This is a genomic window from Sporosarcina sp. FA15 (genome assembly GCF_051550195.1).
Lineage (GTDB): Bacteria > Bacillota > Bacilli > Bacillales_A > Planococcaceae > Sporosarcina > Sporosarcina psychrophila.
The window spans coordinates 3,119,648-3,143,051 of sequence record NZ_CP188818.1 but is presented as its reverse complement, the minus strand read 5'-3'; the positions used below and the strand labels follow the sequence as shown (position 1 = coordinate 3,143,051).

Sequence of the window (23,404 nt, the reverse complement as noted above, 5' to 3'; positions counted from 1 at the left end):
ATTTAGGGAAAGAGGACAGTCCATTATGAATGAAATAAAAAAAGTTCCAGTCACGGTGTTGAGTGGTTATTTAGGAGCGGGTAAAACAACCGTTTTAAATCATCTTCTTGCAAATCGCGAAGGACTACGAATTGCAGTTATCGTCAATGACATGAGTGAAATCAATATTGATTCGGCTTTAATACAAAACAACGGTTTTTCACGTACGGAAGAAAAACTTATTGAACTGTCGAATGGCTGTATATGCTGCACATTACGTGAAGATTTAATGATAGAAGTGGAAAAACTTGTGGCTGAAGGTAATATTGACTATATCATCATTGAATCGACGGGTATTTCCGAACCAATTCCCGTGGCACAAACGTTTACGTACATTGATGAGGAAGTTGGAATCGATTTATCCAAAGTATGTCTACTCGACAGTATGGTGACAGTTGTGGATGCGTTCCGTTTTTGGAAGGACTATGAAAGCGGGGAAACGTTGCTCGATCGCAAGCAAACCGATGATGAAAACGATCATCGAGATATAGCAGATCTATTGGTAGATCAACTTGAATTCGCTAATATATTATTGGTAAATAAATTGGATCTTATTAATGAAGATTATAAAGAGCCATTTTTTGCTTTTCTTAAGAAGGTGAACCCAGACGCAGAGATCATACCGATTGAATTCGGTCGTGTGGATCCTGTGAAGATTTTGAACCGTCAGTTGTTTGATTTCGACAAGTCGAGTCAAGGGGCGGGGTGGATAAAGGAATTAAACGAGGAACATGTACCGGAAACCGATGAATACGGCATTACATCTTTTGTGTACAGGAGAAGACGTCCATTCCATCCGGAGAGATGGCATGAATGGCTGACAGGGTTCCCACAAGAAATTGTTCGTTCGAAAGGTTTTTTCTGGTTAGCAACGCGCCCGGATATGGCAGGATTGCTATCGCAGGCTGGTTCTTCAATTATATTCCAAGGGGCAGGTCAGTGGATTGCAGCACTTCCGAAGGCACAACAAAAGTTAGTTTTCGCCGACGACCCGGAATTGTTGGAATGTTGGGATGACAAGCATGGTGATCGTCAAACGGAACTGGTTTTCATCGGACTTGATATGGACAGAGAAGAGATTGAAGAGGATCTAGATGATTGCTTGTTGACAGATGAGGAAATGGCGATGGATTGGTCTGGATTTGCAGATCCGCTACCGAAATTCGTGGCGGCTGAATAAGGGGAATAATCCGATCATGGGGTTATATGATCGGTCGAGCGAAGGTTATGATTGGTCCGTGAGGTTATATGATCGGTCGAGCGAAGGTTATGATCGGTTCGTGAGATTATTTGATTGGTCGAGCGAAGGTTATGATCGGTCCGTGAGGTTATATGATTGGTCGAGCGAAGGTTATGATCGGTTAGTGGGGTTATATGATCGGTCCGCAAGTTTTTAACGCTAACCAACTAGCTTTTACTACAAAACAAGAAAGAGCTATCCTGTAAGTCGGAAAATATCGACTTACGGGATAGCTCTTTTCAATTAGCTTAGAAGAAAAATAATCCGATACTAATAATGATACCGCTCAATATCAGGACAAATAAACAATAGCCCATAATATCCTTTGCACGAAGTCCAGCGATTGCGAGAGCAGGTAATGCCCAGAACGGCTGGATCATATTTGTCCATGCGTCGCCCCATGCGATAGCCATTGCTGTTTTCGAATAGCTGACGCCGAGAGTTTGTGCTGCATCCAACATGATTGGCGCTTGTACAGCCCACTGTCCTCCGCCCGATGGAACGAAGAAGTTTACAAGTCCCGCCGCGTAAAATGTGAAGAGTGGGAATGTGTGCTCATTTGAAATGCTGACGAACCATTCGGACATAACGCCTGCAAGACCAGAGGCAACCATCATTCCCATGATCCCCGCATAGAATGGGAATTGAATAATGATACCACCCGCAGTCTTGACTGCATTCGCCACTGCTGCAAGGAATCGTCTCGGAGTACCGTGAAAAATGATTCCAAGAGTGAAGAATATCAGGTTGACAATATTCAAATTTAAATCAAAGCCTTTTAAGGCGAAATGCTGGATCAGATAGACGAGGCCGAGCGCACCAATAAGCATAGAAAGTGTAATACTGTTTTCGAGCTTGCTTGCAGGTGTACGATCTGTATCTTCTTTAATTTCAATAGGCTCTTCCAGTAGCTTCGGGTCGACGACAACCGTATCTTCTGGTTTCGGCATCATAAAGCGGTTCAAAATAGGAACTGAGATAATAAGTGCAACAACAATAATTATGTTATAACTTGAAAAGATTGTTTCTGACGTCGGCACAACACCCATAATTCCTGCAAATGGGTGATCTGCTGTTGCAATTGAAAGTGGAATAGATCCACCAAGTCCACCGTGCCAAATGATAAAACCTGAGTAAGCGCTTGCAATTAAGAGCCGGTAGTCGACCGTTGTGACTTTGCGTGCAATCTCTTTTGCAAAAAGTGCACCGATAACGAGACCGAAGCCCCAGTTAATCCAACAAGCAATCAGTGATACAACTGAAACTAGAAGTATTGCAGAACCTGGAGTTTTCGCGAAACCTGCCAGTGTACTCAATAGTTTCTTGAATACTGGACTGCTTGCTAACACATGTCCAGCAACAAGAACAATAACCATTTGCATCGTAAATGCGAGAAGCCCCCAGAAACCATCTCCCCAATGCGTAACCATATCGAGCGGCCCGGAATCAGTTAATCCGAGACCTAGCAAGAACACGACCAACGTCAGAATTGCGACGAAGATATATGGATCCGGTAAATACCGCTCCATTAGTGTGTTCGACCACCTTGTTAATACTTTCACAAAACATCCCCCTTTTCTCTTGTCCGTCATAAGCTTATACTACGCCAGCTATTCAATCGATATGTTTTTAGCATAATGTAACGAAAAACGACAACTAATAAAAATTTTCAGTTTAGTGAAACGAAATCGCCCCTATCAGAGTCTAATGGTATAACAAACCAAAAGGAAAGGGTTGGTCAAATTGAGAAAAAAGGTTAGTTGGCTTTTTATTACGGCATTCATTACAGTAGTTGCAATATCTTTCGCGTTTTTCATCGACAAAGTGACTGTTACGGCATCCAATATTGCGCTTTCCAATCAAGGATGGCACGCAAGCTTCTCCACGCCGTTGAAAAAGGAGGCAATAGGATCAGATGATTTGTATATAACTGATCGAAATGGAAAGCATGTAACTGCCGAAGTTACGCTTGAAAACGCTGGTAAGACCCTATATGTAAAGGGCCTTGCACCAGGGGCATATACACTTCACGTCCAGAAAAATGCGTTTAACGGCAAGGTCTTAAAATCGTTGCCAATCGATGAAATCAAATTTACTATCCACGAAACGATAGAATCCATCGCATCAGTAAAAGAGTTGGAAGCCTATTTTGAACGGGCGAAGTCCATACAACAATCAAATCCTACCGTAACAGAAGAAAGAGAAGATTCAGCAACGTCAAATACTGCAACATTAGAATCTGCTAAAAGTAGTAGTTCAGATCATTCGACAACGAACAATCAAGTAGAAGGAGTCGATGAAGCTGATAGCGTAAAGACAGACGGTAACTATATATATACTGTAATGGGCAACAACAAAGTCACCATTACTGATATCCGTGACCCGAAGAAAATTCGAAAAGCTTCGGAGATTAAAATGGAAGAAGAATTTTATCCGTCCCAGTTATTTCTCCACGGCGATACGCTCATTGTCCTTGGTGAGAAATATGAACCTTACAACAACGATGAGGACACGAACGAGGCAAGGATCAGCAGGCCAATGAATGGAATGACTACGGTTCGAATGTATAATGTGTTGAATCCAAAAACGCCTAAACTTATTCGAGAAATCGGAGCGGAAGGCTATCTAAACGGCGCACGGAAAACAGGAGATATGCTGTATTTTGTAACGAATGTACAGCCGAACTTCTGGATCATGAATGAAATCGACGGAGACACGCTTCGTCCCCGCGTATATGATTCCATAGTAGGCGATGATCCCGAACTGATTGACTACAAGGACATCGCGATTCTACCGGGTGCGATGGAACCGACGTATTCCGTCATTACAGCCATCGACCTTTCATCGCTAGTAGAAGGTAAAGTTGTGACAAAAGGCTATCTCGGTGGAAGTGAGCAGCTTTACATGTCCGAAGACAATTTATATCTCACAGCGACAATTTACGAAACGAACGCCTCCACATCGAATAAAATGATCTGGAACCCTGGCACTGCAAACAGTGAGTTATTCAAGTTTACATTGAACAAGACAACTGTCACATTCCAAAATTCAGCCACACTGAAAGGGCATTTACTTAACCAGTTTTCAATGGATGAACATAATGGTTATTTCCGTGCCGTCACGACGGAAGGGAATATGTGGGATGATAAAAAACCATCTAAAAACCATCTCTTCATTTTGGATGAAAACCTTAATACCACAGGATCCGTCGAGGGTCTTGCGAAAGGCGAACGCATCTACTCTGCACGATTCATGGGGGATAAGGCTTATATGGTAACGTTCCGGGAAACGGATCCACTGTTTGTCATTGATGTGGCCGATCCGACTGCCCCAAAAGTGCTTGGCGAGCTGAAGATTCCTGGCTTTAGCAATTACTTGCATCCGCTTGACGAAAACCATCTCATTGGCTTTGGTTATGAAACGGTTGCTGAGAAAAATCCACAAGGGGGAGAGCCACTTATTTTGACGATGGGTATGAAAGTTTCCCTATTTGATGTGACTGATTTCAATAACCCAAAAGAGAAGGACACTGAAATCATTGGTGGTCGTGGAACATACTCGCAAATTCAATATGATCACAAGGCATTGTTCCAACATGAAGGACGAAATTTATACGGTTTCCCGGTATCGATTTACGATGAAATCGGGAAAGACCATAACATTGACTTTCAAAGTTCCGGCGCACTTGTTTACGAAATTACTCCGGAACATGGTATCGTCCTAAAAGGGGATTTACTGAAAGTGAAAAGCCGCGGAGAGCAATACGGGGATTGGGAGAAAGAAATCCAACGTATGCTGTACAGCAAAGACATCTTGTATACAGTTTCAATGAAGGAAATCAATAATTACTCGCTCGATACGTTCGCTCTAATTGGTAGCTTGCAAATTGACTGAATAGGATTCAAAGTTGAAAGGTCCGGCCTAGTGCTGGGCCTTTTCTTATGCAGAAAGTTGATCAAATCACTTTGTTCATTGTCATTTGTCTTCAGCTTCGATAAGATTATTTAATGGAGAGAATTTGAGTTTTATTTCTCAATACATGTTGAAGTATTGAATACGGTATATTTACTAGCGTAGGCGCCTTACAGGGGTAGCCGAAGCGGTATGGAGTGAGATCACTCATTCAACTCATATATAGAAAAATCGTACTTTATACCACTTGGGTTAGGAGGACTGAATATGTCAATAGTGGACAAAGAGACAGCAATCGATTGTTGTCTGCTCGCGGGACGTCTTATGATGGAAGCTGGAGCTGAGACGTACCGTGTAGAAGATACAATGGCACGAATGGCTGAAACACAGCAGTTGTCAGCCACTCATAGTTTCGTTACGCCGACAGGTATTATTTTTTCACCAGGTAGTCCGCATCATACGAAGCTGATTCGGATAAAGGACCGGACGACGGACCTTGAAAAAGTTGCACTCGTTAATGACGTTTCACGTAAGCTATCTGCAAATGAATATACACTTGAAGAAGCGTATACTAAGCTCCAAGAAATCGAAAAAACAAATGTCATGTTTCCGCTTTGGCTACAAATTATCGCAGCAGCTGTCGCTAGTGGATCCTTTCTAATCTTGTACGGCGGTCTTTGGACAGATGTCCCCGCCGCTATCTTTGCGGGAGGTGTTGGATACGTCATAGTGACAAAAATACATGAGTTGACAAGGGTGAAGTTTTTTGCGGAATTCGTTGGCTCATTATTTATAGGGCTTATCGGATTTGCAGCGGTGCAAACTGGACTAGGATTGGAACTCGATAAAATTATCGTTGGATCGGTCATGCCGCTCGTTCCAGGCTTACTCATTACGAATGCAGTGCGCGATCTGATGGCGGGTCATTTTATGTCGGGATTGTCAAAAGGGGCGGAAGCATTTCTGACAGCATTTGCAATCGGAGCTGGCGTAGCACTTGTTTTATCTTTCTGAATGGAAAAGGGGTTTGAGTTTTGACGTGGATTGTACAAGCAATTCTTAGTTTCCTTGCTGCAACAGGGTTTGGAATTATATTTAATGCCCCACGTAGAATGTTGTTTTATTGCGGTTTTGTAGGGATGACGGGTTGGCTTATTTATAGCCTGTTTAATGGAATATCGGGAGATCCTATGCAGGCTTCATTCCTGGGCGCGTTCATGGTTGCACTCGTTGCCCATATTTTTGCTAAGCGTTTTCGTACGCCAATGATCATATTCAGTGTCGCTGGAATCATTCCGCTCGTGCCGGGGGGAATGGCTTATAATGCGATGCGGCATATCGTTGAAAAAGATTATTTAACGGCAATCTCATTTGCATCGGGTGCATTTATGGTATCGGGTGCGATTGCCATGGGACTAGTTTTTGCGGAAGTAATTATTCAGCTTATTTTCCGGTCCGGTATCGGAAGGAAAAGAGTGAAAAAAATATGAAAAACGGAGTATTCTCCTTATGAGAGATACTCCGTTATATTATTTTATATCCTTAAATTGGATGTCGTTAGAGGGTATCGGCATGCCGATATAATGACCTTGTACGGCATCTGCGCCCATTTTTTCGAGAAGCTTGTACTGCTCCTTTGTTTCAACGCCTTCTGCAATGATGTATAATCCCATCGATTTGCAGAAACGTATCATCCCTTCGACGAGTTTCTGCGTTTTTGGCTGTGTCGTCAAGGAGTCAATAAATACCTTATCAATTTTTACTTTCGTAATCGGTAGATGCTGCATATACCTGAATGATGCATAACCAGTACCGAAATCATCTAGTGCGAACTCGACCCCGGCGTCTTGAAGTTCTTTCATCTGAAGGACGATTGAGTTTTCCTCTTCAGCTTGAAAAGCGAATTTCTCAGTTATTTCAAATTGAATGCAACTTGGGGGGCACTTCGTCTTATTAAGGATGTCTATCACTTTGTTTTTCATTTGTGCATTACTGAACTCGCGAACGGAAGTGTTTACTGAAATATCTACATGACGGCCTTGTTCATTCCACCGTGCGGCGAGGGTCGCAGCTTCCTCAAGTACGAAAGCTCCAATATCGTGAATGAGACCGTTCTCTTCCGCGATTGGGATAAGCTCGTCAGGCGTAATAGTGCCAAGATCTTCATCCTCCCACCGAACGAGGGCTTCGTAAAGTGTCACTTCTCCAGACGCAAGATCGAATTGTGGTTGGTAGACTACTTTAAAACTTTGGTGATTTAGGGCAGATAACATTTTTTGGTCGATAATTGCCCGCCGATTTAGCACTTTATGTGAAGCTGCTGAAAGTGAAGAAATCTTACCGCCACCATTATTGATAACATCTTTTGTAGCGGCCAATGCGGCTTTCATAAGATGGTTATAGGTTTTTTGGTCTTCAGGATAGCGGACGACGCCACCGCTAATGGATAACGGAATGGCAATATTATTGATATAAATCGGTTGCTGTTCAAGGAATAGTAGAAAGCCTCGCACATACCAATCACCGAAGGCGGTAAGAACGATAAATTCATTTGCACCGACTCTGGCTATTGGATTATCTTGGAAGTATCGCTTAAGTCTATTTGAAAATGATTTAATAAGTTCTATCTTTGACTCGGATGATTGAAGGTCTTTCAATGTATAATAGCGATCAATGGTTATGAAGACAAATGAGAAACTTTTTGCCTCTTCAATAATTTCTGTCACGGTCGTTTCAAGTTTATAACGACTCATTAGCCCGGTCTCGTAGTCAATGAATGCAATTTGTTGTAGCTGGTCCCGTAACTGTACGTCTTCAGTGATATCCAATTCAAGAAAAGTAACGGAAAACGGTTTATCATGTGACGGCATGCTGGGAATAGCAATCATATTCACGAAATATGGCTTACCCAAACGTGTTATTTTTTCAATCATACCGAACCATGTTTTCCCGGCCGTTATACTTTTCCAGATGGCATGTGCCTGACTTTGACCTTCAACAGTTTCCGGGAACATTTGCCACAAAGTTATTCCGAGCACCCGCCTTGGTGTCCATTTACTTGTTTCCAAAAAGTTTTTGTTTGCGTAAATAATTGAACCTTCACTATTTGCTCGGGTTACCATATAAAATTGTTCAAGACTATTCATTATGTCCGGCAGTTCCGGCACGAATTGTCCATAATCTGGCTTCATATAAATGTCCCCTTCCGGATATGGATGATACTACTATTATAGGGAAGTTCTCGTGTCTGTACATCATGAAAGTGATAAATCATTAATTAATTAGCCATATTAGCAGTTTAATAGTCAAATTAGGAGGTGGAAAGACATGGATAGATTAAAAGGCATTGCCCTAATTGTTTCAGGTGCGGTACTTTGGGGGGCAACGGGTCCTATGATGGAATGGATGTTGCTACACAGTGAGATGTCAGTTTCCTTCATGCTGACAGTTCGCCTCCTACTCGCAGGCTCATTTTTACTAGCTATGCTGAAGATGCAGGGGAAGCGCATCACTCTTCCATGGAGACAAAAAGTATGGGCACGCCAACTTCTTCTTTTCGGAGTATTTGGCATGCTCGGGGTCCAATACACATTTGCCGCGTCCATTAATACGAGTAATGCAGTAATTGCGACATTATTTCAGTTCTTGGCACCGATTTTTATTATCATATTTGTAACAGCGTCACAAAAGACCTGGCCACCGATCGTGCAGGTGCTTGGAATGTTCGTGACATTAGTAGGATTACTCCTCCTATTGACTGACGGATCGTTTGCTGGTTTTGCAATGAGTAAAGTTGCTGTTTTTTGGGGACTTGTGCTTGGTTTTGCCTTCTCGTTTTACACGTTATATCCCGTCCGGCTGATGCAGGAATGGGGGGTTTTGCTATCCATTGGCTGGGGGATGATTATAGGGGGGATAACGCTTTTCGTTTTGAATCCATTGACAGTTGTGACCCACTTGGACTATTTAGCAGATTGGACTATAGCGGGCATGCTCCTCCTCGTCATTATCGTAGGAACCGTTGCCTTTATTTTATTCATGAGTAGCATGAAATACATATCACCAGTGGAAGTGAGCATATTGTCGAGCTTTGAACCGCTGACAGCAATGGTTATTTCCGTTATCTGGTTCGGTCAGGTACTTGGCATGTGGCAATTGACAGGGGCGATAATTATGCTTATCGGGGTGACTTGGCTGTCGGTTGCGGGTAGTAGGGCAAAAACATAGAATAGTAGAAGGACCGGTTCCCGTTGGGGGGCCGGTCCTTTTGTTAAAGGTAAAAAGTATAAGTTACTTCGAGTTGCTTCAGTCTTGCTGAAAAGGCATAATACGCCTTTATCCTCAAGAATTCCAGCGCTTTTCGGGGTAAACGGCGTCTTGCGCTTTTCTTATTCATTGATGTAGTTGATGTAAAGATGTTCGTCTGCGGTGATGATCAAATCTTTTGGAACTAGCAGATGTACAGCAATCTGGCGCTCCGAAGTGTGGTGAGAATTATTCCTTTGTCGGGATGTATGTGTGAACTGACTTAACAGATAGGCTTCCTGATAAGTGGTATAGGTTATTTCGGTAAGGGGTGGTTCTAGGAACGTGACCGAGTCTGTTGTCCATTCTGGTATTTTGTATTTAAGTTGGTTTGAGAAATCGTAATCGTCCAACAGAAGAAGAGGCTTAATGAGTGTTTCTTCAATTAATCCATCATTTTCACTTTTACGTTCTACAATAATTGTTGAATTGATTTCATAGCCTTGTGCGTTCATAAGGAGTATATCTCCTATTATCTGCGTTCTTTTGTCGAGAATATTGGAAGAATCAATGGACTCAATATCCCCGTTTTGTATAGCGCTCGTTAGAAGATTAAGGTATTCATTTGATTTCGCTTTCGGTTGAGTGGTAAATGATTTACTGTCAACTAGTTCTACGGAAATCGCCGCAATGATTAAAATGACTGCATATGTTACCAAAAAAACATACGTCCATTTTTTATTTATCTGCCGTGTTGGTTTTTTTCTTCCTTGCAAGAAGTACCAGATAATTAAGGCTATAAAGATGAGAGATAAAAGACCGGACATTATTTCCTCACCTCCGTTTTAGTTGTAACGCCTATGGAAATGGCGAAAAGCATGATAACTGTTACGATTATTTTCAAAAGGAAAAATAGTAACGATGTTTCAGTACCAAAGAAAGAAACAATACTTGCAATCAGGTCAAGCCCGCCTATATTTAATTGGAGTAGCGGAATCACAACGATTGCTGCAATTAAGAGTGGGAGAACGAACTTGCTGAGCTGGATGAATGAACCCACTACATAACCCAAACTTGCAAACAGCACGGTGTAAAGAACCGAAGTTAGGACCATGGTGAAAAAGTCGATTGGAGAACTGAACAGTCCCGATGTTTCGGTGAACAAAGGATTACTTTGAAATAAAGAGATGAACTTAATGATTGAACCTGCAAGGGTTGCTAGGGTACCGGCGATGACGGACGCGAACAGTAAAAACAGAAAGCTGGATATATTGTGGCTAAGCCGATTGGATACGAAAGAAAAAGCATCGTTACGATAAGCTAATGTAGTGACAAGGATGCCCATTGAAAACGCCCAGAGAAGTGTGAAGACAACGGGCATATCTCCGGTTGAAGAACTATAGTCTACTGTCAGTGTACCCCCGGAAGTGGAACCACCACTTCCGGTTCCAAAACCTAAAAAAATACCAATCAGTTGCATAACAAGAAGTGAACTAAAGACACCAGTATAGGCATTCAATTTATGAAGAAATTGTTTTTTTACGACATCAGTCAGCCGGGGTTCCGTTAAATACATGATCGATTCCTCCTTTTGTTCCGGTTGTTAGTGCAACATATGCATCATCCGCCGAGACAGGGACTAGTTGGATGCCTTGTGTGTGTAGCTTTACTTTTTCATCAGAAGTGAAAGTGTTTTTGACGAGTATTTCACTGAAAGAACCATTTATCTGGCTGCTGAAAATTTCTCTATCCGCAATAAAGGTACTTATTTTTTCTTCTTTCCCAATTAAGCTGACGAACATCCCTTGCAAATCCGTTGTAGGACCGTGAAAAAGGGCGGTTTTATTGTGAATTAATAGAATATCTTCAAGCAAGTCTTCTATCTCCTCAAGGTGATGGCTAGATACTAAAATAGTCCGTGGATGGGCAATATAATCTTTTAGTAATGCACGGTAAAAGTCTTTTCGTGCGACTGTATCCATACCAGTGGTTGGTTCATCAAAAATCGTCAGTGGACAATGGGAGGCAAGACCGATAATGGCATTGAATGTACTTTTCTTCCCTTTAGAAAGATCCATCTGCCGAGCATTCGAATGAAAGCTGAAATGATCGAACAATCGCTGTGCAAGTGGTCCATCCCAGTTCGGATAGAAACGACCTGCCTCTTTCAGAATATCCTTCAACGTCAGTTTGTCCGAAAAACTCATTGAGTCATCAACAAGAATAGAATTCGCAGACACTTTCAAACTGTTGAATGGATTGACTGAAAAAACATGGACATCTCCAGACGTAGCTTGAGTATGTCCTACAACGATTTTCATCAGCGTAGATTTCCCGACACCATTACGTCCAATGATTCCCGTAAGAACACCTTGTCGAATGCTGAAATTCATCTTATTCAACACAGTACGACTACCATAAGTTTTCGTTACATCAATAAATTCAATTACCGTCATGTTTGTTCCCCCTTTTTCCTCGCTCTGCTTCAATCATTGACAGCAGATGTGAATCGTCGACACCAAGAAGTGTAGCTTCATTGAGCAATTCCCGAATAAGTCTCCGCAGAGTATCTTCTTTGCGTTTAGACAGTAGTTTGTCGCGAGCATCAGGCTCGACAAACATTCCTAGGCCGCGTCGCTTGTAGACAACTTCCGCTTCGAGCAATAACGTAAGTCCTTTGCCAGCCGTTGCTGGATTAATAGTGAAGATTTCCGCGAGTTGGTATTGTGAATAGACTTTTTCATCGGGGGAAAGGGTGCCGTCAATTATTTCCGTTTCAATCCACTCCGCAATTTGGACGTAAATTGGTTTCGAGCCGTCCATGTTAAGCACCGGTGGCACCTCCTAATCGTTAGTGCATTACTGTTGTAATGTACTATACGTTAATTGGAAATGAAATACAACTCATACATGAAATGTGATCACTTGTAGTCAACATCAATCAATTTTAAGATAACCTACAATTCAGTCGAATTGGCTATACACAATTGGGTCGCTGTGTCATAATAAGTTCTATCGAGAAGTAATTCGTGAAACGAAAGAGTTTTTGGGGGTCAAAAAGATGAAAACAGTTTTTTCATATGCCTGGCCATATAAATGGCCAATCGTTATTGCGTTATTTCTTATGTTACTGGAATTATCTGTAGAGCTAATTCAGCCGTTGCTCATCGCTAAAATTATCGACGATGGCATTATGGCTGGAAATGAGGCTGTTATTTGGACGTGGGGAAGCGTGATGATGGCGCTGGCGTTTGTGGCTTTTTTTTCGGGGGTCATTAATTCATTCTTTGCTGCACATGCGGCGCAAAGTTTTGGATTTGATCTACGACAGGCATTGTTTCGTCAAGTACAAGCGTTTACCATGGCGACATTTCTTCGGTTCCCGACATCGGGACTCATCACACGGTTGACGAGTGACGTCACGATGGCTCAAAACGTCCTATTTATGGGACTTCGGATTATGATGCGTGCACCATTACTCGTAATTGGAAGTTTAGTTATGGCTTTTTTCGTCAATGTGAAACTAGCATTATTTCTTGTAGTTGGGGCTCCGTTTCTGCTGATCTTTCTTTATTTCATGGCGAAAAAAGGGGTCAGTTATTTTTCGCATGTCCAGAACAGGCTTGACCGAGTAAACCGTGTTATCCAAGAAAATTTACAGGCTGTACGACTTATTAAAGCGTTTTTACGTGGGGCTTATGAAGCGAGTCGCTTCTCAAAAGTATCTGATCTGTTAAGAAAAGATACGGTAAAAGCGATGCGGATGATGGAACTAATCTTGCCAATCCTGTTGTTTGTTATGAACGCAAGTTTGATGGCTGTACTATGGTTCGGAGCTATTGAAGTGCGTGATGGCGGCGCGCAGGTGGGGGAACTAGTAGCGATTGTTAACTATGCAATGCGCATGACAGGTGCGTTCTCGATGTTCTCATTCATCATTGTGGCATTCTCGCGTGCAAAAGCATCTTCTGAACGGATGGAAGAAGTTCTGCTTGCGAATGAAGACTTGGAACTCCATAGTTCGGAAAGTACAGGACTGTTACGCAATGAAGGTGATTTGAAATTCGACAACGTGTCGTTCATATATCCAGGTAAGCTGGAACCGATTTTAGATAACGTGTCATTCCATGTTTCACCGGGAGAAAAGCTCGCCATTATGGGGGCAACAGGGTCTGGAAAATCTACATTACTCAATCTTATTCCACGTATTTTTGAAAAAACACAAGGGAAGATCTATGTTAGTGGAACAGAAGTAGAGGATTGGCCGTTGAAAGATTTGAGGGATACGATTGGACTCGTACCGCAGCAATCGATTTTATTTACAGGGTCGATTTTGGATAACTTATCGTGGGGCGATATGGAGGCGGATGTCGACGAACTGGAAGAGGCGGCTAAAAAAGCACAAATCCATGAATCGATTGATCTGTTCCCGTTAAAGTATGGCACAAGGGTCGGACAGAAAGGCGTCAACTTATCGGGTGGTCAGAAACAACGATTATCCATTGCAAGGGCGCTCGTTCGGAAACCATCTATCTTGATTCTCGATGACAGCACAAGTGCACTTGACGTGAAAACGGAAACGGCGCTATGGGATGCGCTTGAAGGGGAAGAAGCGACGATGCTCGTTGTCACACAGAAAATCCGAACCGCACAAGGGGCTGATAAAATCCTCCTTTTAGATGAAGGACAAGTCGTCGGCTATGGAACACATGACGACTTGATGGAGCAGTCCGCACTGTATCAGAAAATTGCGGAATCCCAATCCGATGAGGAGGTGGCAGCCGATGTTACGCGCAATTCGTAAACCGTTCGGCTACGAGCCGATTCTATCGAAGGAAGATATTAATGGTACTGGGAAGAAGAAAAAAGAACGTGCGAGTAACTGGAAATCAGTTCTTTTCCGGATTTGGCAACTTGTCGATGAACAGCGGGGGCTACTCATTGCTGTGCTCACGCTTGTTTTTGTCAGTTCAGTCCTGGCGCTGCTTGGGCCATTGATGATTGGTAAAATTATTGACCATTATATTATTCCGATGAAGTTCGCGGGTTTAGGCGGCAGTATCGTGTGGCTTATCACTATCTATGTAGGCTTATCACTAGCGATGTATTTTCAAAACTATTGGATGGTTGGCGTCGCACAACAAACCGTTTTTCGTTTACGGACGAGTTTGTTTGCTCATCTTCAAAAGCTGCCAGTCACATTTTTTGATAAACGGCAGCACGGTGAACTGATGAGCCGAATTACCAATGATATTGAAAACGTTAGCCAAACACTGAACTCGTCTTTCATCCAAGTATTTTCGAGCATCTTGACACTAACCGGGACGCTTGGGGTCATGCTTTACTTAAGCCCGTTATTGACACTACTCACGATGATCATTGTTCCAGTGATGTTCGTAGCGATTCGGTGGATTACGCGCCGTACGGGACCTTTATTTAAAGAACAGCAGCAAGCAGTGGGCGAGTTAAACGGCATGATTGAAGAAACGATTTCTGGCCAGCGCATTGTCAAAGCATTCTCGCAGGAAGAACGTGTAATGGAAGAGTTTGCGCAGAAGAGTGAGCGACTTCGACGAACGGGTTTTTGGGCGTTGACCTACTCAGGTTTTATCCCCAAAGTAATGAATCTGTTGAACAACGCGAGTTTTGCGGTTATTGCAGGGGTGGGTGGATTGCTTGCGTTAAGAGGGGACGGTGTTATAACGGTGGGGACAATCGTCATTTTCTCTGAATTTGCACGGCAGTTCACACGTCCACTTAATGATCTTGCAAACCAATTTAACACAGTGCTATCGGCAATAGCTGGAGCAGAGCGAGTCTTTAAGATTATGGATGAACCAGTCGAGAAGGATGAAGCGACGGAATATACGGATATGATCCTCAAGGGGGACGTTGAGTTCCGAGATGTTTCCTTTGGTTATGCAGTCGAAACCGATGGCTATACAATTGACAATTTATCATTTCGTGTGAAGGTGGGGGAAACAGCGGCATTTGTCGGGGCCACGGGCGCAGGGAAGACCACAATTATGCAGTTGCTTGCTAGGTTCTATGAAGTTGATAAAGGAGTAATCTATATCGACGGTATCCCGATTAGCAAGTTGCCGCGGCAAACGCTTCGTAGCCAAACGGCATTTGTCTTGCAAGATCCATTTCTGTTCGAAGCAACAGTCCTTGAAAATATTCGTTATGGAAAACTTGATGCGACAGATGAAGAAGTCATGCAGGCGGCAAAACAGGCCAATGCGCATAGTTTCATTAGTCGGCTGGAAGATGGCTATGAGACTATATTGACGGCAGATGGCGGCGAGATCTCACAAGGGCAGAAGCAGTTGCTGTCAATTGCAAGAGCACTCGTTGCAGATCCAGTACTACTCCTTCTTGATGAAGCCACAAGTAGTATCGATACAGTTACAGAGCTAGAAATCCAAGAAGCACTCGATCGCCTTATGGAAGGCAGAACTAGTTTTGTTATTGCGCATAGACTGAATACCGTACGGAAAGCCGATACCGTTTATGTCATGGAGCAAGGGAAACTGATAGAATCCGGAAGCCAAGAAGAATTGATTGAACAACAAGGTGTATTTTACAACATGTTGCTAGAATCGAAAGTATAGAAAAGCGCAAGCGGCCTGCATAAGGCGTGCCGGCGGAGCGGCGTACTTTGCCGCATATCTGGAACGACTTATGACCCGAGCGTTTGGCCGCTGTAGTCTGGACAGTATAGAAAAGCGCAAGCGCCTGTGTAGCTCGTGAAGGAAAAAGGGAAAGACCCGGAAGCCGCCCTTTGGCTTATGGGTCTTTCATCTTTTCCACAGCGAGCTAGGCGCTGTAGTCTGGACAGTCTAGAAAAGCGGAAGCGGCACAAAATAAGGCTACAAGGACATTATATCCTTGTAGCCTTTTATTATTTTACGTCTTCAATATCGAGCAACGTACCATCGTCAAAATCAACATCAAGGTCAAACTTTGAGTAAGTATCCAAACCATACCATTGGAGAATCTTATCAATCACTTCTTGTTGGGGTGTATCTTTTGTGATACGAATTTCTATAAACATTTTACTAAGCTCATCCATCGCTTTATTATCTTTTAGTTTGATATTCTTCAGTTTATTTTCATAATCTGCATCTGCTTTTTCGGTCACATCGTAATCAGCATCAATTGCATCTTTACCATCGACATCGATTTCAAGATCGAATGACGAAAAACCGAATCCATTACCGGTTTCGATGGATCCGCCAGCTTTCTCATCTTCATTAATAATAATTGCTTCTTCACGGTTTGGCTTATCTGCATTTTTCCCGAAGTTGCCGCATCCGCCCATCAGCAATGCACCTGTAATTACGATTGTACCTACAGCATTCAATTTTCTCAAAATACTCACTGCCTTTCGGATTCATTGTCTTATCTATTATTTTGCCTTAAAATCCACTTTCTAAACAAAATACTTGTACAAATAAGAAAAGCGTAAGCGCAGGAGGGCGTTAAACTAAAGGAAGGTAGTTTAAATTAGTGTTTCCCTGTTGCAGAGAGTGGGGATGTAGTTCAATCCCTACCCACTGCTCCAGGTGAAATACAATTTTACTTTTTTATCGTATAAAAAAACCGGCATTTAAGCCGGCTAGTAAAAGTAATGTATAATGTGCGAATATAATTGTGTTAGTTACCATTTCGCGATATGTTCTTCCGAAGTGCCAAGCATGTTGCGGATTTGTAGGGTGGAGCCGTCATGTAAGCGTACTGTTCCGTTGAAGTAACCGACAACTTGATGGACCTCCGTGCGTACTAACCGGACATTCGTCATGGAAACACGTTCAAAAAAAGGTGTAAATGTTATGTTGACTGTATCTGAAAACTTCGTTCGAATTTTCCAAGGCATCATGAAGTTTTTATTATCATATGTAAATAGAACATCCTCATGAATTTTAGTCATCAAACCATCAACAAACACCGCGTTTTCAGTCATGCCTGTCCCATCCGTCCATTTACCACCGAAATTAAGTCCAATGCGACGACCACCAAGACGCTGAGATGCCATCGCCCAGTTCCATTCTGCTTTTCGCGGCCAGATTCCTCTGCCGTAATCGAGAACAGCAAAACTATAATCTGGATTGAAATCGTACCGTTTGTCCCCGATTTTAACGAACCCGGATGTTGGTAATGAATGATGCTTAGCTGTGAACTGGAAAACGTCCCTGCTCCTAGGTATAACAACATTCAATGATTCATCGTTAATTGGATGACCAATATGGAAATCTGCATGTAGTACTTCATTATCAAAGTCTGGGATTGTCACGGACAGATGGGTTTCGCCTTGAATATGTATGATCTGGACAGTTAGATTATCATTCACGAATTTAACGCCATCCAACACGTTTTCAGGCATCTTCACATTGCGCCCAATTGGAACCGTTATTTGCTTTTCATAAAATCGCTGCGTTTCATAATTTAAAATATAGACAAAGCAGACAGCTGCATAATCAAGATGGCTAATCGTTGCGGAAAATAACAAATCTTCCCCGTACACACACCAATAATTCCACTTCTTCTTCCGCATGAAGTGGTTCTTGAGATTGCTCTGGATGAAAGGCTGACGTGCGAAGCCGATTGCTTCTGGATTCAATAACCCTTTGTTGTCACATAACGCAACGGGTTCGGTAATTTCTCTTTCTGCATGCTGCATATAGACTTCCCCCTGCCTATTGTCTTTTTCAAATCATCTTGCTATACTTCTTATTGTATCAAAGATACGGGGCATTAGCTCAGCTGGGAGAGTGTCACGCTGGCAGTGTGAAGGTCAGGGGTTCGAGCCCCCTATGCTCCATATAGGTTTAGAAGGGTGTCCAGTATAACTGGGCCCTTTTTTTGTTCGAAAATAGTCTTTCGTGCTGCGAGTAGTAAAATGGGAATCCATACATAATTAATCCAACGATAAATACTGTTAGCTCCAAATCTTGTTCTGTGAGAACGAGGTTAGGAGCTAACAGTATTTTTAAAATTCATGATAAAATAAAAATAAACGCACGATTATATCATATTTGCTAACTTTATATATTGAACCACGTCTGTTGATTATCCACTTTCTTACATGAGCTACCTGTAAGAAAAGCATACAGCCTACACTTGTACATTTTTGGCGCGTTTTGGACGAAATAATCACTTTATTCTTGATTATTGGAACAGAAAAAGTGAAGAGGAGAAAAACGGATGGAATTATTAAAGATTATCTTAATGTTGCTAGTCTTATTGCTTGTTACAAACGTTATTGGGAATTACGTGACACTATTACCAACTGCATTAATCCAAATTATTGTGGGGCTTATTTTTGCATTAGCTGTTAAAGATTTTACAATTGAAGTGGAGACAGAATGGTTTCTTCTACTGTTTATAGCACCACTTTTATACAATGAAGGCGCTCATTTTCCGCGAGAGGAATTATGGAAAATGCGTGCGTCAATTTTTGGGAATGCTATTATTTTAGTACTTCTAACTACGATACTTGGTGGAATATTTGTCCATTGGATGATTCCAGCAATTCCTTTAGCAGCTGCATTTGCGCTCGCAGCAATTCTATCACCGACGGATCCAGTTGCTGTAAATGGCATTGCGAAACGTATTCAAATTCCAACTCATATTATGAATTTAGTGCGTGGGGAATCTTTAATCAATGATGCTTCAGGACTTGTTGCATTTAATTATGCTGTTTTAGCGGTGGTAACCGGTTATTTTTCAGTTCAAAAGGCTACAGGAGACTTCTTATATATGTTTATCGTTGGGGCATTGCTTGGTATCGGGCTTGGACTTTCGATTAATTTGCTTCGCTACGTTCTACGTAGAGGGGGATTTGTCGACGTAGTATTCCATTCGCTATTACAAGTTTTAACGCCATTTATTATTTTCTTTATAGCAGAGGAAATGTTCCATGCATCAGGTGTTATAGCGGTTGTAGCAGCGGGGATTATCCATGCGCTTGTAAGAGAGCGTACAGAAAACTTTAGAGCGCAGGAGCAAGTGTTGACGGATAACCTGTGGTCAATTATCGCATTTGTATTAAACGGTTTAATTTTCTTACTGTTAGGTTTAACACTCCCATCTGCAATGCGTTCATTACTGGAAAATGAACAGATGAGTAATTGGCTGTTGTTAGGGTATGTTCTTGCATTAGGTTTCGTCGTACTCGGTATACGATTTTTGTGGTCGCACACCATTAATCATTTCGATTATTACATTTTGAAAAATGTGACAGAAAAACCATCTCTGAAAACAAGTCTAATTACGAGTTTGGTAGGTGTCCGTGGAACGATTACAATGGTCGGTGTGCTATCGATTCCATTTTTTACATCAACGAACGATTTGTTCCCAGAGCGTTCACTTATTATCTTTTTGGCGGCAGGCGTTATTCTATTGACACTTATTATGGCAACAATATTTCTACCTATCCTAAGTAAGGGGGAAGCGAGCACGCATACGACCAGTTCAGATTTAACGAATGAAAAGCAGCGTATGATCATGGGAGCTATTCAGAAAATCAATTCGGAAAAAACAGAAGAGAATGCTTCGATTGTCTATGAATTATTAAACGACTATACACTCATGTTGCATATGTTGCGGTCGAAAAATAAAAACGAAGAAGAGCTACGAGAATATAACGAGCAGCTGAAGATGGAAAGATTGCATTCTTTAATGTTGGAGCGTCAATATACGGAGGAATATATGAGTGTGCACCAAGTGAAGATGGTTACGTTAAAAAGTATCGAAAAGTCGGTTTCGATTCGTGAAAAGGCGGCAACAAGCGGTGCGAATCACTTTATCCGTCAGCGGTTCTATCAAGTACTGAGAGATTGGAAACGCGGGCGCTTAAGTGACCGAGAATTAGAGCAGGTTCAGGAAATGGAAGATACGGTGCAAATATTTACGTTTGAGAAAGTACTAGCGGGTTTGGAAGAACGAGCTTCTATTAGTGAACAACCAGAAGTTCTACACAATATGATTTATTATTATAAACGCCTTCTGAATAAAAAGGAATTGCCCCATAAAGTAGAGATGGATCAATCCATTTTAGACGAACAAAAGGAGATTCTATGTTTGAATGCTATTGAAGTGCAGAGAAAAGAGATCTCAGAAATGTTCAAGGACGGTGCAATCAGCACGGTAGAAGCGAAAGAGCTTCGACGTTTTGTAAACTATATGGAAAGTGTAGTTTTATACGAATATGTCGAATAATGTTAGCCGAAGAGTGGTCGTTCAGAATATCCGGATATTACTTCAGGGGATTATTGAAGAGCGTTCATAAGCTGAACTTCACGCTATTAGTATGAAGGTCAGGGGTTCATATATCACTACACTTCATAGGATTACGAAAGCGTTCGGTTTATCCGAACGCTTTTTGTTGAATTAAAAGAGTAAATATACATTAATATAAGTATTAATTAATAGAGTAGTGCTATATAACTTAGTCCCTTACAGATAAAGCTTGTAGTCTTGCATATTTTAACAAATACATTAATTTATTGTATATAAATGGTTAGAATAATTTAATTATTCTTGTAGACAGATTAATAGCGTTACTTTATACTTTACATAATTCATCAGAATGGGTGAATGTTATTTACATAATACTAAAGGGGGATGAAAAACAATGAAAAAGTGGTTAACAGCGACATTAATGATTGCAGTTCTACTTGTTGCAGGGTGTAGTAAAGATGCTGGGGGCGTCACTACAGAAAACTCGACTCTGCAAAACGTGGCGAAAAACAAGAAGCTAGTAATTGGGATGTCGCCAGGGTACTTCCCGTTTGACATGAAAGATCCAAATGGTGATTTTGTAGGCTATGACGTTGATACTGCAAATGCTATTGGTGAATGGTTAAAAGTAGATGTGGAGTATAAACAATTCACATTTGACGGGCTTGTTCCGGCACTTCAAACGGGAGAAATCGACATGATTCTTGCAGGTATGACAATCCGAGGAGACCGAGCACTTGTTGTCAGTTTTTCCAACCCATATTATAAAACTGGCCAAGCACTTATGGTTCCTGCCAAAGATACTTCGACGAAGTCTTGGGAAGAACTTGATGTGAAAGGGAAAAAAATTGCAGTTGGTATTGGAACAACTGGGGCACTCTTAGCGAAAGATCTTTTCAAAAATGCTGAAATAATGGATTTTGAAGAATTCCCATCTGCTGCAACAGCAATGGCGCAAGGGCAAGCAGATGCTGTTCTTTATGACGAACCAGCCATCGCTGTGTGGAAACTTCGCAATGGCGATCAAGTCAGAGCTGTCGAAGGCCTGATTTCTTCAGAAAATTTAGGAATTGCAGTAAAGAAAAATGACATTGAAACAATTTTGTGGCTTAACTCATTTTTAGCGAACTATATTGATAGCCCAGCTGAATTGGCTTCAAGAAATAAGTGGTTTGAAACAAGCGATTGGTTGAATGAAGTCGTAGAAGAATAACCACTTCTTCAATTTCAGAGGGGGAAATTAAATGGGCGGTTATAATTATGACTGGAGTATTATAACAAACAATATGGATATATTTATTGATGGAGCGTTGAAAACGTTGGAAATTTCAGCGATAGCGCTTCTGATTGCTATACCCATAGGAATCATTTTTGGACTAGGACGTATTTCAAGAAACAAATTCTTTCGACTTATTTCCTCTATCTATGTGGAAGTGATGCGCGGTGTACCATTACTTGTTCTTCTATTTTGGATATTTTTTGTGCTTGGTCAATTCGTTAGACTTGGATCTTATTGGTCTGCCATTTTAGGCCTTGCTATTTTTTCGGGGGCGTTTATCGCAGAAATTGTTCGTTCGGGAATTCAAGCAGTACCAAAAGGACAAATGGAGGCTGCGCGTTCATCGGGCATGTCCCACACGAATGCAATGCGATATATCGTTTTACCACAAGCGTTTCGACGAGTGTTACCTCCTTTGGCATCACAGTTTATCATTTTAGTTAAAGACTCTTCTCTTGTGTCTGTTATTGCAGCGACGGATTTAACGTTGAATGCAAAAAATCTTGTCGCAACATCGTTCCGCTCGCTAGAAGTATGGACATTTGTCGCGATAGTTTATTTAATTATGACGTTCAGTATGTCGATGATTATACGATATTTTGAGAAACGACTTTTATCGCGCGAGAACTGAGTGTAAGCTTGTTATGAAGGAGTGTTTTTTATGATTACCATTAAAAATGTTAATAAATCCTTTGGTGCTCATCAAGTACTAACGGATATATCACTTGAAGTACCGAAATCCAATGTAATCGCACTTATTGGACCGAGTGGTGCCGGGAAATCAACGCTCATTCGGACATTGAATGCGCTAGAACCTATTGATAATGGCGAAATCATTGTGGATGGCGTTTCTATTCACGATAAAAAAACGAATATTAACAAAGCGCGCATTAATATCGGATTTGTATTTCAGAATTTCAACTTGTATCCATTTTTGACAGCGCTTCAAAACGTGACAATAGCACTCTTGAAGGTAAAAGGGATGAATAAAGAGGCAGCGGACAAGAAAGGGAAAGAATTGCTTATCTCTTTAGGCCTTGGCGACAAATTCGATGCATATCCTGGTCGGCTTTCTGGTGGACAACAGCAACGTGTAGCTATTGCACGGTCGCTCGCCATGGATCCACAAGTAATGCTATTCGACGAACCGACATCCGCACTCGATCCGGAAATGGTGACAGAAGTGCTTGATGCGATTCGTAAATTGGCACACGATGGCATGACGATGGTCGTCGTTACACATGAAATGGGCTTCGCCAAAGAAATTTGCGACGAAATTGTCTTTATGGCGGAGGGGAAAATTGTAGAAAAGGCTCCACCATCAAAATTCTTTACGAACCCAGACTCCGAACGCGCGAAGAATTTCTTATCCAAAGTACTGAACCACTAATTTTTTTGTGCTTCAACTTTATTGGATAGTTAAAAGGCGTCAAACTCATGCAATT

At 41.8% G+C, this 23,404-nt stretch carries 19 protein-coding genes and 1 tRNA gene; 12 read left to right on the top strand and 8 right to left on the bottom strand.

The window, feature by feature from the left end; all coding sequences use genetic code 11:
• The first annotated feature begins 25 nt into the window (after positions 1–25).
• Complete coding sequence (locus ACP8HG_RS14705; RefSeq protein ID WP_438296979.1) at positions 26–1,219, top strand: GTP-binding protein; 1,194 nt, start codon at positions 26–28, stop codon at positions 1,217–1,219.
• Between the two features lie 308 nt (positions 1,220–1,527).
• Here the strand turns inward: ACP8HG_RS14705 and ACP8HG_RS14700 are convergent, their stop codons facing one another.
• The gene (locus ACP8HG_RS14700; RefSeq protein WP_342539208.1) at positions 1,528–2,841 is read right to left on the bottom strand and encodes a short-chain fatty acid transporter; all 1,314 of its coding nucleotides are present in this window, start codon (positions 2,839–2,841) and stop codon (positions 1,528–1,530) included.
• A 181-nt stretch (positions 2,842–3,022) separates the two neighbouring features.
• Between ACP8HG_RS14700 and ACP8HG_RS14695 the strand changes: the two genes are divergently transcribed.
• The 3 genes from ACP8HG_RS14695 (at position 3,023) to ACP8HG_RS14685 (ending at position 6,681) form a co-directional block, all read left to right on the top strand.
• Positions 3,023–5,173 carry a beta-propeller domain-containing protein gene (locus ACP8HG_RS14695; RefSeq protein WP_438296977.1) on the top strand — a complete coding sequence of 717 codons (2,151 nt, stop codon included), beginning with the start codon at positions 3,023–3,025 and terminating at the stop codon, positions 5,171–5,173.
• A gap of 285 nt (positions 5,174–5,458) precedes the next feature.
• Complete coding sequence (locus ACP8HG_RS14690) at positions 5,459–6,205, top strand: threonine/serine exporter family protein (protein ID WP_067213355.1); 747 nt, start codon at positions 5,459–5,461, stop codon at positions 6,203–6,205.
• Between the two features lie 20 nt (positions 6,206–6,225).
• Entirely contained in the window at positions 6,226–6,681 is a 456-nt protein-coding gene (locus tag ACP8HG_RS14685) for a threonine/serine exporter family protein (RefSeq protein ID WP_067213354.1), read from the top strand.
• Between the two features lie 39 nt (positions 6,682–6,720).
• Here ACP8HG_RS14685 and ACP8HG_RS14680 read toward each other — a convergent pair whose 3' ends face one another.
• Positions 6,721–8,382: an EAL domain-containing protein gene (locus ACP8HG_RS14680; RefSeq protein WP_438296974.1), complete on the bottom strand. Its 1,662-nt coding sequence runs from the start codon at positions 8,380–8,382 to the stop codon at positions 6,721–6,723.
• Between the two features lie 136 nt (positions 8,383–8,518).
• On the opposite strand from ACP8HG_RS14680, the gene ACP8HG_RS14675 reads away from it, so the two are divergent.
• Positions 8,519–9,418: a DMT family transporter gene (locus tag ACP8HG_RS14675; protein WP_438296972.1), complete on the top strand. Its 900-nt coding sequence runs from the start codon at positions 8,519–8,521 to the stop codon at positions 9,416–9,418.
• A gap of 161 nt (positions 9,419–9,579) precedes the next feature.
• Here ACP8HG_RS14675 and ACP8HG_RS14670 read toward each other — a convergent pair whose 3' ends face one another.
• From ACP8HG_RS14670 to ACP8HG_RS14655, 4 genes are read right to left on the bottom strand one after another with little or no spacing between them, the layout of a single operon-like run.
• Positions 9,580–10,263: a hypothetical protein gene (locus ACP8HG_RS14670; RefSeq protein ID WP_067213346.1), complete on the bottom strand. Its 684-nt coding sequence runs from the start codon at positions 10,261–10,263 to the stop codon at positions 9,580–9,582.
• Positions 10,263–11,012: a hypothetical protein gene (locus ACP8HG_RS14665; protein ID WP_067213344.1), complete on the bottom strand. Its 750-nt coding sequence runs from the start codon at positions 11,010–11,012 to the stop codon at positions 10,263–10,265. The genes ACP8HG_RS14670 and ACP8HG_RS14665 overlap by 1 nt, the downstream gene beginning before the upstream one ends.
• Positions 10,984–11,892 (bottom strand): ABC transporter ATP-binding protein, encoded by a 909-nt coding sequence (locus tag ACP8HG_RS14660; RefSeq protein ID WP_354311968.1) that lies wholly within the window; start codon positions 11,890–11,892, stop codon positions 10,984–10,986. Before ACP8HG_RS14660 ends, ACP8HG_RS14665 begins: the two co-directional genes overlap by 29 nt.
• Complete coding sequence (locus ACP8HG_RS14655) at positions 11,879–12,259, bottom strand: GntR family transcriptional regulator (RefSeq protein WP_067214084.1); 381 nt, start codon at positions 12,257–12,259, stop codon at positions 11,879–11,881. The genes ACP8HG_RS14660 and ACP8HG_RS14655 overlap by 14 nt, the downstream gene beginning before the upstream one ends.
• Positions 12,260–12,497: 238 nt before the next feature.
• Here ACP8HG_RS14655 and ACP8HG_RS14650 point away from each other — a divergent pair, with 238 nt between their 5' ends.
• Both ACP8HG_RS14650 and ACP8HG_RS14645 read left to right on the top strand, forming a co-directional pair.
• On the top strand, positions 12,498–14,240 hold the full coding sequence (locus ACP8HG_RS14650; RefSeq protein WP_187046055.1) for an ABC transporter ATP-binding protein: 1,743 nt from the start codon (positions 12,498–12,500) through the stop codon (positions 14,238–14,240).
• The gene (locus tag ACP8HG_RS14645) at positions 14,221–16,050 is read left to right on the top strand and encodes an ABC transporter ATP-binding protein (RefSeq protein ID WP_438296969.1); all 1,830 of its coding nucleotides are present in this window, start codon (positions 14,221–14,223) and stop codon (positions 16,048–16,050) included. Before ACP8HG_RS14650 ends, ACP8HG_RS14645 begins: the two co-directional genes overlap by 20 nt.
• 290 nt (positions 16,051–16,340) lie before the next feature.
• On the opposite strand, the gene ACP8HG_RS14640 is transcribed toward ACP8HG_RS14645, so the two are convergent.
• Together ACP8HG_RS14640 and ACP8HG_RS14635 are read right to left on the bottom strand one after the other, a co-directional pair.
• Positions 16,341–16,811, bottom strand: a complete 471-nt coding sequence (locus tag ACP8HG_RS14640; protein ID WP_067213334.1) for a YusW family protein — start codon at positions 16,809–16,811, stop codon at positions 16,341–16,343.
• Positions 16,812–17,099: 288 nt separating this feature from the next.
• Positions 17,100–18,119: a DUF2804 domain-containing protein gene (locus tag ACP8HG_RS14635; protein ID WP_438296967.1), complete on the bottom strand. Its 1,020-nt coding sequence runs from the start codon at positions 18,117–18,119 to the stop codon at positions 17,100–17,102.
• A 68-nt stretch (positions 18,120–18,187) separates the two neighbouring features.
• Between ACP8HG_RS14635 and ACP8HG_RS14630 the strand changes: the two genes are divergently transcribed.
• From ACP8HG_RS14630 to ACP8HG_RS14610, 5 genes are all read left to right on the top strand, one after another.
• Positions 18,188–18,260 (top strand) — tRNA-Ala (locus ACP8HG_RS14630).
• Between the two features lie 383 nt (positions 18,261–18,643).
• Positions 18,644–20,659, top strand: coding sequence for a Na+/H+ antiporter (locus tag ACP8HG_RS14625; protein ID WP_438296965.1), 2,016 nt, complete (start codon positions 18,644–18,646; stop codon positions 20,657–20,659).
• 415 nt (positions 20,660–21,074) lie between these two features.
• Complete coding sequence (locus ACP8HG_RS14620) at positions 21,075–21,893, top strand: transporter substrate-binding domain-containing protein (RefSeq protein ID WP_082786746.1); 819 nt, start codon at positions 21,075–21,077, stop codon at positions 21,891–21,893.
• 31 nt (positions 21,894–21,924) lie between these two features.
• On the top strand, positions 21,925–22,590 hold the full coding sequence (locus tag ACP8HG_RS14615) for an amino acid ABC transporter permease (RefSeq protein WP_187046037.1): 666 nt from the start codon (positions 21,925–21,927) through the stop codon (positions 22,588–22,590).
• A gap of 30 nt (positions 22,591–22,620) precedes the next feature.
• Positions 22,621–23,349 carry an amino acid ABC transporter ATP-binding protein gene (locus ACP8HG_RS14610; protein WP_067213323.1) on the top strand — a complete coding sequence of 243 codons (729 nt, stop codon included), beginning with the start codon at positions 22,621–22,623 and terminating at the stop codon, positions 23,347–23,349.
• Positions 23,350–23,404: the final 55 nt, after the last annotated feature.

What these genes read in the sequence shown, in the direction of transcription:
- ACP8HG_RS14665 (WP_067213344.1), bottom strand. Translation starts at nt 11,012, where the DNA reads ATGTATTTAACGGAACCCCGGCTGACTGATGTCGTAAAAAAACAATTT.
- ACP8HG_RS14680 (WP_438296974.1), bottom strand. Translation starts at nt 8,382, where the DNA reads ATGAAGCCAGATTATGGACAATTCGTGCCGGAACTGCCGGACATAATG.
- ACP8HG_RS14650 (WP_187046055.1), top strand. Translation starts at nt 12,498, where the DNA reads ATGAAAACAGTTTTTTCATATGCCTGGCCATATAAATGGCCAATCGTT.
- ACP8HG_RS14610 (WP_067213323.1), top strand. Translation starts at nt 22,621, where the DNA reads ATGATTACCATTAAAAATGTTAATAAATCCTTTGGTGCTCATCAAGTA.
- ACP8HG_RS14620 (WP_082786746.1), top strand. Translation starts at nt 21,075, where the DNA reads ATGAAAAAGTGGTTAACAGCGACATTAATGATTGCAGTTCTACTTGTT.
- ACP8HG_RS14690 (WP_067213355.1), top strand. Translation starts at nt 5,459, where the DNA reads ATGTCAATAGTGGACAAAGAGACAGCAATCGATTGTTGTCTGCTCGCG.
- ACP8HG_RS14625 (WP_438296965.1), top strand. Translation starts at nt 18,644, where the DNA reads ATGGAATTATTAAAGATTATCTTAATGTTGCTAGTCTTATTGCTTGTT.
- ACP8HG_RS14645 (WP_438296969.1), top strand. Translation starts at nt 14,221, where the DNA reads ATGTTACGCGCAATTCGTAAACCGTTCGGCTACGAGCCGATTCTATCG.
- ACP8HG_RS14675 (WP_438296972.1), top strand. Translation starts at nt 8,519, where the DNA reads ATGGATAGATTAAAAGGCATTGCCCTAATTGTTTCAGGTGCGGTACTT.
- ACP8HG_RS14655 (WP_067214084.1), bottom strand. Translation starts at nt 12,259, where the DNA reads ATGGACGGCTCGAAACCAATTTACGTCCAAATTGCGGAGTGGATTGAA.
- ACP8HG_RS14635 (WP_438296967.1), bottom strand. Translation starts at nt 18,119, where the DNA reads ATGCAGCATGCAGAAAGAGAAATTACCGAACCCGTTGCGTTATGTGAC.
- ACP8HG_RS14670 (WP_067213346.1), bottom strand. Translation starts at nt 10,263, where the DNA reads ATGTCCGGTCTTTTATCTCTCATCTTTATAGCCTTAATTATCTGGTAC.
- ACP8HG_RS14615 (WP_187046037.1), top strand. Translation starts at nt 21,925, where the DNA reads ATGGGCGGTTATAATTATGACTGGAGTATTATAACAAACAATATGGAT.
- ACP8HG_RS14660 (WP_354311968.1), bottom strand. Translation starts at nt 11,892, where the DNA reads ATGACGGTAATTGAATTTATTGATGTAACGAAAACTTATGGTAGTCGT.
- ACP8HG_RS14705 (WP_438296979.1), top strand. Translation starts at nt 26, where the DNA reads ATGAATGAAATAAAAAAAGTTCCAGTCACGGTGTTGAGTGGTTATTTA.